The organism is Chloroflexota bacterium, assembly GCA_016197225.1.
Classification (GTDB): Bacteria; Chloroflexota; Anaerolineae; order Anaerolineales; family VGOW01; genus VGOW01.
The window spans coordinates 81,776-92,881 of sequence record JACPWC010000065.1 but is presented as its reverse complement, the minus strand read 5'-3'; the positions used below and the strand labels follow the sequence as shown (position 1 = coordinate 92,881).

Sequence of the window (11,106 nt, the reverse complement as noted above, 5' to 3'; positions counted from 1 at the left end):
GTTGGCAGACACGGCTGAAGGCATTGTAAAAGTGCTAGAATATCAGGCATGGGCTTTTTGTAGGGGTGAGTTGTGATCTTGGCCGATAACAACTCTACTACAAAAGCCCTTTCAGTTTAGCCAATTTTGGCGAAGGTATTGATAATGACAAGCTTATTAATAGTACAGGCTTCAAAGCTACGATTTGGAAGGGCAGTTGGGACGATGTTAGAGCGGCTTTCGACTTTGCCATGACCGAAGCTTTTGCAAAGGATGATGATGTTCGCCGGACGACCAGCATTGTATTAGGCGTTGGAGCTACTTTGGCCTGCGCGCCATTCGCTGGAGTTTACGCTTTGGGCTGTGGCCTCGCTGCTACATTAGTCACATCATCTATAGACTTTGGTGGATATGCGAAGGAATTGCAGAATTTCGTAGCTGACTTGCAATCTGACTTTAACTCTGGTCTCGGGAATATCCATTTGTATGGCGTTAATCATGTTACTTGCGGATATTGCGATGACCCGAGGTGGGTGTTGACGACTGATACTGGAAGAACCTATCAGTTATCTGAGTTTACCTACAATTTGGTTAGCGATGTCTTGTACGGTGCCGCTGGGACTACAAGCTGGTTGTGGGTAACCACCGCACTTAAGCCATAAATCTCAGCGAAGCTCAAAATCAATACTACACTGGAGATACCCCCAATATGAAGAAATATCCACCATACCTTGTGATGCCACTGATTGTTGGGGCTATAGCAGCTTACTTTTTAGTTCCTGCATTATTGAACTCCTTCGCAGGATATCGCCTGGGGCTTGGTATTTTAGGAATGGGATTAATCGTGGTGAGTCTGTTTCTGATAATGGTCTGTGATAAGACTTTGCAACAGGGCGCTACAGCAGGTATCAAGTTAATCCTGCTGTACACCATAGCGGTATTGGCAGGTTTTTCGGGTGCCATTGTACTGGGCAATGTGCTGTTTCGATGACGGAGCAGCCCCTAGTTTTCGCATCCTTGTAGTGCCACTCGAAAATGTAGCATGCCATGAAAACACTGCTTGCTTCGGTTCTCCCGAGTAACCCGTGTTCTTTTTCCGGCGGCAGGACAGCACGGATTTTCAGAATGAACGGATCGCGATCCGCCCATTCTGGAAATCCGTGCTTTTGTGACGGTAACCTGCTCTCCAAAGTCAAGCCGGACGGGAGCGGGATGCTTTACCTGGGCGGGCTGTAACGAAGTGGACTTCACACGGCCTGCCTGAGTTCAGCCGGGCAAGCCGCCTTCTTTTTCGCCCATCTCTTTCCCGCTTGCGTGATCTCCCTCCATCCTGTAAACTCTCCTCACCAAACTTAATCGCACTAGACCCTAAGGGTTGTAAAAGAACACCCGGCAGTTTGATTATCCACAGATTACGCAGATTTTCACAGACGAATTGAACAAATCTGCGCCAATCTGCGAAAATCTGCGGATTAACTCTTTGACAAGCTCTAAGGGTTTGGCCGGCGCAGGAGACAAGCTTATGGCTGGCGGAAAAGACAAGGCGCTTGACGCGGCTTTATCTCAAATCAAAAAGAAATATGGCGATGGGGCGCTGATGCGCCTCGGCGAGGCCACCCACCTGGCGGTTGAGAGCATTCCCACCGGCTCCATCTCGCTCGATATTGCTCTGGGCATCGGCGGCGTGCCGCGCGGGCGGGTAGTGGAAATCTACGGCCCCGAGTCGTCGGGCAAGACGACGCTCTGTCAACACATTGTGGCTGAAGCGCAGAAGATGGGCGGCACCTGCGCTTACATTGACATGGAACACGCCCTCGACCCGGCCTACGCCGCCAAAGTGGGCGTGGACGTGGAGAACCTGCTCATCGCCCAGCCCGACACGGGCGAGCAGGCTCTGGAAATTGCCGATGAACTGGTGCGCTCCGGGGCGATTGATGTGCTGGTCGTCGACTCGGTGGCGGCCCTGGTTCCACGCGCCGAAATTGAGGGCGAGATGGGCGACGCCTCGATGGGCATGCAGGCCCGGCTGATGAGCCAGGCTTTGCGCAAGCTGTCGGGGGCCATCAAGCAGAGCAACACCTGCATGATCTTCACCAACCAACTGCGCCAGAAGATCGGCGTGATGTTCGGCAACCCGGAGACCACGACCGGCGGCATGGCCCTCAAGTTTTACGCCAGCGTGCGCCTCGACGTGCGCCGGATTCAGGCCATCAAGGACGGACAGGAAGTGGTGGGCAGTCGGACTCGCGTCCGGGTGGTGAAGAACAAAGTAGCCCCGCCGTTTCGCGAGGCCGAATTTGACATCATGTATAATGAGGGCATCAGCAGGATGGGCGACTTGATCGATCTCGGCACGACCCTGGAGATCGTCACCAAGCGCGGGGCGTTTTACACTTACAACGATACCCGAATTGGACAAGGCCGCGAGAACGCCAAGCGGTATCTGGGTGAACACCCGGAGATGGCTGGCGAGATCGAGAAGGCCATCCGGGCGCAGGCGTTGGCAAACGTTGGCGCCCCGATGCCCACCGGCAAGGCGGACGATGAAGAAGAGTCCGCAGAAGACGAAGAGTAAGTCGGGCCGGGCCACAACATCGCAAATAAACTCAGCGTAGAGAAGTATGACGGGGGTGCTCGCCTCTCGCAAAAGAGAGAAGACGCCAGGTGTTTTCGCGAAGCGGACACCAGGTGTCTATCAAAGAGGCCGAACACTTGATCAATTCAGGAAAGCACAGACTTTGCAGGGTGACAGGTTATGCACTTAACTCATGGCGATGCCTCCGTCCGCGAAAGCGGCGCGACGGCTGGCTTTGCTCTTTCTCCCTGCCGGGTTCGGGCAAGTTGAGCAGTTAACTGGCGTTTGCTGAATCGACAACCGCATACCCTCGAACGTTGAGTTTCCGCGTGTGAAGTTGCACACCGGGCGATGGCCGTGGCTTGGCGCAAGGTTGAGGCGCACCACGGCTTTTTGATTCAAGATTCGGCCACGAATTTCACAAATTGCCGCGAATTTTTTCTTCGTGAAAATTAGTGGAATTTGTGGCAGAGAAAATGGTAAAGGTAACGGCGCTCAAGGTGCAGGCCCGGAACAGAAACCGGGTGAACGTTTATCTGGACGGCGAGTTCGCGTTCGGGCTGGCGAAGATCGAAGCCGCCCGATTGAGAGTCGGCCAAACCTTGAACGAGGCCGACCTCGAGCGCCTCCAACAGGCCGACACGGTTGAGACGGCCTTCGAGAAGGCCATCCAGTTCATTTCCTATCGCTCGCGCTCCGAGGCCGAAGTTCGCCAGAACTTGAAGAAGAAGGACGTGGCCGAGGACGTGATTGAGGGCGTGCTGGCCCGGTTGCGGCGCGCCGGGCTGGTGGACGACGCCGGGTTCGCCAGGTCGTGGGTGGAAGCGCGCTCGGCCTCAAAGCCCAAGGGCAAGCGGGCGCTGAAGGTGGAACTGAGGCAAAAGGGCGTGCCGCAGAAAATGATTGAGAAGGCGCTGACCGGGGTGGACGATGTTGCGGCGGCCCGACAACTGGCCTCGGCCCGCGCCCCGCGACTCAAGGGCCTGCCGGAGCGAGACTTCCGGCGCAAGTTGAGCGAGTATCTGGCTCGCCGGGGGATTGATTACGAGACAATTTCCGAAGCCGTGGAACGCGCCTGGCGCGAACACGGCGGCGATTCTAATTCTACAGAAAGCGAGGACTGACCTAGCATGGAAAACTGGTTGTTGGCGATTGTGGTCGGTCTTGTTGTCCTGGCGCTTGGCGCAATAAGCGGTTACTTTATTGGCCTTCAGCAAATCAAAGCGAAGACGAAAGAATACGAAGCTGAGATTGAGCGCATCCGGGCAACAACCGAAGCCCAAAACCGTGAACTAGAGATCAAAGCCAAAGATGAACTGATCAAGAAGCGTGACGAACTGGAGGCCGAGAACGCCCGCCGCCGGGCTGAACTGGAAAAGTCGGAGGAGCGCCTGCAACGCCGCCGCGAGGAACTGGATCGGCGGATGGACAAGGTGGAGCGCGACACGCAGGCTCTCAACAAGCGCACCAGCCAGCTTGACCGCCGGACCTCGGAGCTGGACAAGAAAGAGGCGACGCAGTTGGCCGAACTGGAGCGCATTGCCGGGCTGTCTCGCGACGAGGCCAAAGCCCAACTGCTGGCAACGGTGGAGACGACGGCCCGCAACGATATGGCCCGCACCATCCGCCAGATTGAAGACGAAGCCAAAGCTGAGGGCGAGCGCCGCGCCCGCGAGTTGATCGCCGTCGCCATCCAACGGGTGGCAACGGATCAAGTATCTGAGTTGGCGGTGTCGGTCGTGCCTATTCCCTCGGACGAGATGAAGGGCCGTATCATTGGCCGCAACGGGCGCAACATTCGCTCGTTTGAAATGGCCGCCGGGGTGGACGTGATTGTGGACGACACGCCGGAAGCGGTGACGATCTCGTCTTTCGATCCGGTTCGCCGGGAAGTGGCCCGCCGCTCTTTAGCCAAGCTGATCGGCGACGGGCGCATCCACCCGGCTCACATTGAGAAGCTGGTAGACGACGCCCGCAAGGAAGTTGAGTCGGTGATCAAAGAAGCGGGCGAAGAGGCGGCCTACGAAGCCGGCGTGCCCGGCCTTCATCCCGAAATTCTGCGATTGCTAGGCCGGCTCAAATTCCGCACGTCTTACGGCCAGAACCAGTGGGCGCACTCGATTGAAACGTCGTTGCTGGCCGGGGTGCTGGCCGCCGAGATGGGCGCCGATGTTGCTCTGGCCAAAGCGGGCGGCCTCCTCCACGACCTGGGCAAGGCCATTGACCACGAAGTGGAAGGCACGCACGCCGCCATCGGCGCCGAGTTTGCCCGGCGCTACAACGTGAACCCCAAAGTGGTGAACGCCATTGCCTCGCACCACCACGAAGTGGATCAGGAGAGCGTGGAGGCCGTCATCGTCGAAGTGGCCGACGCCATCTCCGGCTCGCGGCCCGGCGCGCGGCGCGAGAGCCTGGAGTTGTACGTCAAACGCATTCGCACGCTGGAAGAAATAGCCTCCTCGTTCAAAGGCGTGGAGCAGGCTTACGCCCTGCAGGCCGGGCGTGAAGTGCGCATCATCGTCGAGCCGGACGACATTGACGACCTGGCGGCGATTGAACTCTCGAAGAACGTGGCCCGCAAGATCGAAGAAACCATGCAGTATCCGGGCCAGATTAAGGTGACGGTCGTCCGCGAGAAGCGGGCGGTGGAATACGCCAAGTAGTAGCAGTTGAGGCCGGTTTGGCCGTCGTGTGTTGGGAGCCTCCCGAAAGTCTGCGAACTTTCTTTCGGGAGGCTTTTTTGATTGCGGAACGTCATTTGCAAGCCGTCGAAAACGAGATTAAACTACCCCTGATGTGGACTCTGATCATCCGCTCATCTTCAGGTCAGCCGAAGGAATACATCCTCAAGCCCGGTAGGAACGTGGTGGGCCGCAACCCCGACACCGGCGTTTTTGTCCCCGACCGGTCGGCCTCGCGGGCGCACGCCGAGATCACCTACGACCCGCAGACCGAGGTTGTGACTCTTCGCGACCTGGACAGCACCAACGGCACTTACCTGAACCGGGAGCGCCTGACCGAGCAACGCACCCTGCGGCCCAACGACGTGGTTCGCATCGGCGAGCACGTCATCAGCGTCGTTTATCGAAGCGACAACAAATCAACCAGCCCGTTTGCCGGAACCCGCGAGCTGACCCGCGACGTGCTATTGGAGTCGCTCGATCAACATGCGGTGTTGATGTACGAGGTGGCCCGCCAGTTGAACACGGTGCTGGACATGGAGACGGCCCTGCGCGACATCTCCAAGTTGATGCAGACTTCGATGGGCGCAGACAAGTGCGAGGTCATCCTGGCCGCCCAGTTCGATCACCTCCACGAGTTGGGCTTTCCGACGACGATTGCCCAGACGGTTATTAACCAGAAAGCGACGGTCGTGATCCCGGAAATGCCTGCCGAGGCCGAGGCCGGCATGGGCCAGAGCGCCATGCTCCTGCGCGTCCGGTCGGTTCTGTGTGTGCCAGTCATCAGCGGCCCGGAATTGCTGGGGCTGATCTACATGTACAAGACCAGCCCCGAAGCCCGGCCTTTTGATCAGCGCGACTTGCAGTTGGCGGTGGCCATCAGCCATCAGGCGGCGCTCACTATTCAACGCGCCCAATACATGCAGTATGTGCAAAAGGAGCAATCCATCCGCCAGTTTTTGCAACGCTTCCTCTCGCCGCCCGAAGCCGAATTTCTGGTTCAGGATTACGTGCACACCGGCCATCTGCCCGGCCTTACTGAACAGCGCCTCACTGTCTTGTTCGCCGACCTCAAAGATTCTACCCGGCTGGCCGAGCGGGCCGGGGCGCGGCGCTTTGGCGAAATTCTCAGCCGCTATTATCAGGACGTGACTGAGACCATCTTCAAGCATGGCGGCCTGCTGGATAAATATATGGGTGACGGGGTGATGGCCGTGTTTGGGATGACGGGTAGCGAGGATGAACCCGAAGCCCGGGCCGTGCGGGCCGGGCTGGACGTTCTGGATCGGCTGGATGCCATCAACCAGTCGCAGACCGAGCAGATCGAAATCGGAGTGGCGATCAACACCGGCCTGGTGATGGCCGGATATGTGGGCACGACCGAACGCGTGGAGTTCACCGTCCTGGGCGACCCGGTAAATGTGGCCTACCGGTTGGAGTCGCATGCCCGCCCCAACCGTTTGTTCATCGGCCCGGCTACGACCGCCGCCGTTGCCGGGCAGTTCAACTTGCGCCGGTTAGGCCCGGTGGAAGCCAAGGGCCGCACCAAGCCGATTCAGGTGCATGAGGTGTTGAGGGAGTGAGGTTGGAAACACCGCGTTCATCCGCGTCCCATTTCCCGTTGGGGACGGGGTGCCTCATTTCGTTCGCGAAGCGTCCGTTGTTCTACCTCTTTCTCGGTCGCCCATAAAGAAACCAAAACTCCTCGCGGGAAAAGTCTGAGGCCAGATCGGCCTCCCAAATGAACTCGCCGGCGAAGAGCATGTTGCGAAGGCGCACATCAAGCGCGGCCAGCCGGGCGCGCAGTTTTTCGGTTTCGGCGCTTTGCGAGACGGCGAGGGGCATGAGCAGAGCCAGGTAGACCCGGGCGTTGACGGTGGTGTGATAGTTCTCAATGCAGGCGGCGGGACTTTCGGTACACTCGTCGAGGGTGGCCGTCCACACGTTGAGGCGGGAACTGATCTCCTTCAACGCCTTCTTCTCAATGTTGACCGGCCAGCGGCTGAAGAAGGCCTCGGCTTGCCGGTTGAGCTGATCGAACTCGCTGGCTTGAGCAGGCACAAGTTGATCGCGGCGGGCCGACAGCGTGCGGCGGACAAACAACAAGCCGCCAAGGGTAAGGGCGGGCATTTGCTGGCCGAAGGCCTGGCCGCCCATCGGCCAGTAAATCACATCCGATTTGAGATAAAGTTCAATCTCGGCCAGGAAGGCGCGGAGGGTGGCGAGGTCGGACTCGAGGGACATCAGGGTATAAAAGCAAAACGACAAACGTCAAGGATTCACGTTTGACGTTTGTCGTTTGACTTGTGTAAATATGTAGCAACTCGAAGCTACTTCAACCGTTCCAGCTTGCCGTATTCCGGGCGGCCCTGAACAGCTTGCCAGCGGGCGCTGACATCTCCCAGCCGCCATTCCCAAACCGTATTGCCCTTCGGGTCTTCATACTTGAAAGCCGGTTTGAGGTCGAGGATGTTGGCGACGCCGTTGGCGAGCGCCGGCGACTCGGGGCTGGTGCGCAGGAGGCACCACTGGCCGGGTTGCCATTCCAGTTCAACGCTGGAGTTTTGATAATGGCCCGCCATCAGAATGGGCGACTCGGCGCGCACGGTGTCGAGCCAGATGCCGCCGAAGCGCGCATCCCAAAAATTGGTGCGCACCCGCTCGGCAATGGCGTAAGCATTTTTCTCAGGGGTATTGTAGAACCAGGTTTTGGCCGTAGTTGTCATAGAGTTAGAGTGCTATTTGCGTCGTGGAGCGCCCACTCTCGTGGTGAGCGCCGACTTCACGGTTTCCAGGAGCTTCTCGCGTGAGATGGGTTTGACCAGATACTTGTAAGCCCCGGCTTCCATGCCTTCCACCATATCTTCAATGCGGCCCCGGGCCGAGAACATGACGACCGGTGGCGGATTTTCAAAGTCCTTCTTGATGATATTGAGAATGTCGAGGCCGGATTCGCCGGGCATCATCACGTCGAGGATGACTACGTCCGGGTTAAATTCCGACAGGAGCTGGATAGCCATCTGGCCGGTGTGGGCCTTGGCCACCTCGTAACCTGCCAACTGGAGCGTCATCTCCAGCAAAATAAGAGTGTCTTGTTCGTCGTCTACTACCAAAATTTTATGAGCCATAGCAACCTAATAAATTCGGCGGCGTTGCGCCTTCTGCCGCCACTCTAAAGCCGATTTGACCGTTTCGATGAGCGTGGCGCGCGGGATGGGTTTGACCAGATACTTGTACGCGCCTGCCTTCAGTCCTACGTCAATGTCGTCAACCCGGCCCGCCGCCGAAAGGAAAATAACGGGCGGCGGACTCTTGAGTTGCTTTTTGATGATTTCCAGAACTTCGAGGCCGGTCAAGTCTGGCATCATCACGTCCAGCAAAATTACGTCCGGCCTGAATTCTGAAGCCAACTCCACCCCGGCCTTGCCGGTGATGGCCGCCGCCACTTCGTAGCCTTCCAGCACAAGCGTGGCTTTGAGTAAATTCAGGGTTTCGCCTTCGTCGTCTACAACCAGAATTTTGCCGCCCATGGGCCTTATTGTAATGCAGACCCGACAGGTTTACAACCAAAACTTTGAGCCAGTTACAGCATCAACCTCAACGGCTCCTCAAGCTTCTTCTTGAGCGCCTGCATAAACTGGGCCGCCTCCGCCCCGTCGGTCACCCGGTGGTCGGCGGAAATGGTGGCCTTCATCCGCCAGCCTACGGTCAGCGCGCCGTCTTTCACTACCGGCGTCTGCCGGGCCGAGCCGACGGCCAAAATGGCCGCGTCGGGCGGGTTGATGATGGCGACGAAGGAATCCACGTCGTACATCCCCAGGTTGGAGATGGTAAACGTCGAGCCGTCCACGTCGTCCGGCTTCACCTTGCCATCACGGGCGCGAACGGCCATGGCCTTCACTTCGGCGGAAATTTGGGCCAGCGATTTGGCGTCGGCATCCTTGACCACCACCGTGAGCAAGCCGGCTTCCACCGAAACGGCGTTGCCGATGTTGATATGCCCATGCCGGACAGTATGATCACCGTTGAACGAGGCATTTAGATTCGGGTAGTCGCGCAGAACCAGGGCGGCGGCTTTGACGACGAAATCGTTGACCGATAGTTTGCCCCCTGGCGGGTCGCCCAGCATGGCGTTCAACTGCTTTCGCAAATCCAGCACCGCTTCCATGTCCACCTCAACGGTGACGTAGAAATGCGGCACGCTCGTCTTGCTTTCGGTCATACGGCGGGCGATGGCCGAGCGCAGTTTTGTGAGAGGAATGGTAATATCTTCGCGAGCGATGGAAACAGAAGGAAACGCGGGAAATGAAGGAACCGGGGCCGGGGCGGCTTTGGCGGCCAGGTGAGCTTCGATGTCTTTCTTAGTGACGCGGCCTTCGGGGCCGGAGCCTTTCACCTGGCGCGGATCGATTCCCAACTCGTCGGCCATGCGGCGGGCGATGGGCGAGATGCGCAGAAAGGTTGAGGCGCTAACGGCTGGCGTGGGCTGGCCGTTGGATTTGCCCGACGGCTGACCACTGACAACAGACGACGGCTGACTGATTGTCGTCTTTTGTCCTTCGTCTTTCGTCTTCCCCCCGGCCTGGGCGCGGAGCGACTCCACGTCCACCGCTTCGCCGGGGGCGGCGATCACGGCGATCAGCGCGCCCACTTTTTGGAACGAGCCTTCTTCGGCAAAGGTGGCGGCCACCACGCCGCTGACGAACGATTCAACTTCAACGGTGGCCTTGTCGGTTTCCACTTCGGCCAGCACTTCGCCCTTGTTCACCGGCTCGCCCTGCTTCTTCACCCAGCGCACGAGTTTGCCTTCGGCCATGTCGAAGCCGAGTTTGGGCATGGTGATCAGTTCGGCCATTACAACACCTCCTTGACGGCTCTGACAACGTCGGCGGCTTTAGGGATGGCGCTCTGTTCGAGTTCGCGGTTGTAGGGCAGAGGCACTTCAAGCTGGGCCACGCGCTTGATCGGCGCGTCGAGGTAGTCGAAGCACGCCTCGTAAGTGCGGGCCGCAATTTCTGCCCCGACGCCGAAAGACTTCCAGCCTTCTTCGACGATGACGGCGCGGTTGGTTTTCTTGAAGCTGGCAAAGACCGGTTCGAGATCGAGCGGGCGCAGAGTTCGCAGATCAACCACTTCGGCCTCGATGCCCTCGGTTGCCAACTGGTTGGCCGCCTCCATCGAGATTTGCAACATCTTGCTGTAGGTGACGATGGTCACGTCCTTGCCCTGGCGCTTGACCTCGCTCTGGCCGAGCGGCACGGTGAAGTCGCCGGCAGGCACTTCGCCACGCGCCTGGTAGAGTGTGGCGTGTTCGATGAAGAGCACCGGGTTGTCCTGCCGCAGCGCGGCCTTGAGCATGCCTTTGGCGTCGTAGGGCGTGGCCGGGGCGAGGACGTAGAGGCCGGGGAAGTGGGCGAAGATCACGTCGGGTGTTTGTGAGTGGGTGGCCCCCAGTTGGCGGCCACCGCCGCCGGCGGCGCGGATGATGACCGGCACTTTGAACTGGCCGTTGAACATGTAATGCAGTTTGGCGGCGTGGTTGACGATCATATCAAACGCCAGAAACGCGAAGTTGATGGTCATCATCTCGGCCACCGGGCGCAGGCCACCCATGGCCGCGCCGATGGCGGCTCCGGCGATCACGCCTTCGGCAATCGGGGTGTCTTTCACCCGCTCTGCGCCGAAGTGATCGTAGAAGCCGCGCGTGACGGCGTAGGTTCCGCCCCACACGCCGATCTCTTCGCCGAGCAGGAAAATTTTAGGGTTAGCTTCCATCTCTTCCCATAAAGCCTGAGAGATGGCTTCGCGCATCGTGAGTTGTGGCATGAGAGTTGGGGTCAACGGATTTATCGTATTGAACGGATTATTTCT

12 protein-coding genes are annotated in these 11,106 nt (G+C 58.5%); 6 read left to right on the top strand and 6 right to left on the bottom strand.

Annotation, left to right across the window (positions count from 1 at the left end; translation table 11 throughout):
* The first annotated feature begins 230 nt into the window (after positions 1 to 230).
* From HYZ49_12100 to HYZ49_12075, 6 genes are all read left to right on the top strand, one after another.
* Complete coding sequence (locus HYZ49_12100; protein MBI3243025.1) at positions 231 to 641, top strand: hypothetical protein; 411 nt, start codon at positions 231 to 233, stop codon at positions 639 to 641.
* A 47-nt stretch (positions 642 to 688) separates the two neighbouring features.
* Complete coding sequence (locus HYZ49_12095) at positions 689 to 970, top strand: hypothetical protein (GenBank protein ID MBI3243024.1); 282 nt, start codon at positions 689 to 691, stop codon at positions 968 to 970.
* 531 nt (positions 971 to 1,501) lie between these two features.
* The gene (gene recA / locus HYZ49_12090; GenBank protein MBI3243023.1) at positions 1,502 to 2,554 is read left to right on the top strand and encodes a recombinase RecA; all 1,053 of its coding nucleotides are present in this window, start codon (positions 1,502 to 1,504) and stop codon (positions 2,552 to 2,554) included.
* 476 nt (positions 2,555 to 3,030) lie between these two features.
* Entirely contained in the window at positions 3,031 to 3,678 is a 648-nt protein-coding gene (locus tag HYZ49_12085; protein MBI3243022.1) for a RecX family transcriptional regulator, read from the top strand.
* A gap of 6 nt (positions 3,679 to 3,684) precedes the next feature.
* Complete coding sequence (gene rny / locus HYZ49_12080; GenBank protein MBI3243021.1) at positions 3,685 to 5,217, top strand: ribonuclease Y; 1,533 nt, start codon at positions 3,685 to 3,687, stop codon at positions 5,215 to 5,217.
* A 77-nt stretch (positions 5,218 to 5,294) separates the two neighbouring features.
* Positions 5,295 to 6,818: an FHA domain-containing protein gene (locus HYZ49_12075; protein ID MBI3243020.1), complete on the top strand. Its 1,524-nt coding sequence runs from the start codon at positions 5,295 to 5,297 to the stop codon at positions 6,816 to 6,818.
* Between the two features lie 82 nt (positions 6,819 to 6,900).
* On the opposite strand, the gene HYZ49_12070 is transcribed toward HYZ49_12075, so the two are convergent.
* The 6 genes from HYZ49_12070 to HYZ49_12045 form a co-directional block, all read right to left on the bottom strand.
* A complete protein-coding gene (locus HYZ49_12070) occupies positions 6,901 to 7,479 on the bottom strand; it encodes a hypothetical protein (protein ID MBI3243019.1) in 579 nt (192 codons plus the stop codon).
* Positions 7,480 to 7,565: 86 nt separating this feature from the next.
* Complete coding sequence (locus HYZ49_12065) at positions 7,566 to 7,961, bottom strand: hypothetical protein (GenBank protein ID MBI3243018.1); 396 nt, start codon at positions 7,959 to 7,961, stop codon at positions 7,566 to 7,568.
* 12 nt (positions 7,962 to 7,973) lie between these two features.
* Positions 7,974 to 8,363 carry a response regulator gene (locus HYZ49_12060; protein MBI3243017.1) on the bottom strand — a complete coding sequence of 130 codons (390 nt, stop codon included), beginning with the start codon at positions 8,361 to 8,363 and terminating at the stop codon, positions 7,974 to 7,976.
* A gap of 6 nt (positions 8,364 to 8,369) precedes the next feature.
* Positions 8,370 to 8,765, bottom strand: a complete 396-nt coding sequence (locus HYZ49_12055; GenBank protein ID MBI3243016.1) for a response regulator — start codon at positions 8,763 to 8,765, stop codon at positions 8,370 to 8,372.
* Between the two features lie 53 nt (positions 8,766 to 8,818).
* Positions 8,819 to 10,090, bottom strand: a complete 1,272-nt coding sequence (locus HYZ49_12050) for a 2-oxo acid dehydrogenase subunit E2 (GenBank protein ID MBI3243015.1) — start codon at positions 10,088 to 10,090, stop codon at positions 8,819 to 8,821.
* Positions 10,090 to 11,061, bottom strand: a complete 972-nt coding sequence (locus HYZ49_12045) for an alpha-ketoacid dehydrogenase subunit beta (GenBank protein ID MBI3243014.1) — start codon at positions 11,059 to 11,061, stop codon at positions 10,090 to 10,092. Before HYZ49_12045 ends, HYZ49_12050 begins: the two co-directional genes overlap by 1 nt.
* Positions 11,062 to 11,106 lie beyond the last annotated feature (45 nt).

What these genes read in the sequence shown, in the direction of transcription:
- HYZ49_12100 (MBI3243025.1), top strand. Translation starts at nt 231, where the DNA reads ATGACCGAAGCTTTTGCAAAGGATGATGATGTTCGCCGGACGACCAGC.
- HYZ49_12095 (MBI3243024.1), top strand. Translation starts at nt 689, where the DNA reads ATGAAGAAATATCCACCATACCTTGTGATGCCACTGATTGTTGGGGCT.
- recA (MBI3243023.1), top strand. Translation starts at nt 1,502, where the DNA reads ATGGCTGGCGGAAAAGACAAGGCGCTTGACGCGGCTTTATCTCAAATC.
- HYZ49_12085 (MBI3243022.1), top strand. Translation starts at nt 3,031, where the DNA reads ATGGTAAAGGTAACGGCGCTCAAGGTGCAGGCCCGGAACAGAAACCGG.
- rny (MBI3243021.1), top strand. Translation starts at nt 3,685, where the DNA reads ATGGAAAACTGGTTGTTGGCGATTGTGGTCGGTCTTGTTGTCCTGGCG.
- HYZ49_12070 (MBI3243019.1), bottom strand. Translation starts at nt 7,479, where the DNA reads ATGTCCCTCGAGTCCGACCTCGCCACCCTCCGCGCCTTCCTGGCCGAG.
- HYZ49_12065 (MBI3243018.1), bottom strand. Translation starts at nt 7,961, where the DNA reads ATGACAACTACGGCCAAAACCTGGTTCTACAATACCCCTGAGAAAAAT.
- HYZ49_12060 (MBI3243017.1), bottom strand. Translation starts at nt 8,363, where the DNA reads ATGGCTCATAAAATTTTGGTAGTAGACGACGAACAAGACACTCTTATT.
- HYZ49_12055 (MBI3243016.1), bottom strand. Translation starts at nt 8,765, where the DNA reads ATGGGCGGCAAAATTCTGGTTGTAGACGACGAAGGCGAAACCCTGAAT.
- HYZ49_12050 (MBI3243015.1), bottom strand. Translation starts at nt 10,090, where the DNA reads ATGGCCGAACTGATCACCATGCCCAAACTCGGCTTCGACATGGCCGAA.
- HYZ49_12045 (MBI3243014.1), bottom strand. Translation starts at nt 11,061, where the DNA reads ATGCCACAACTCACGATGCGCGAAGCCATCTCTCAGGCTTTATGGGAA.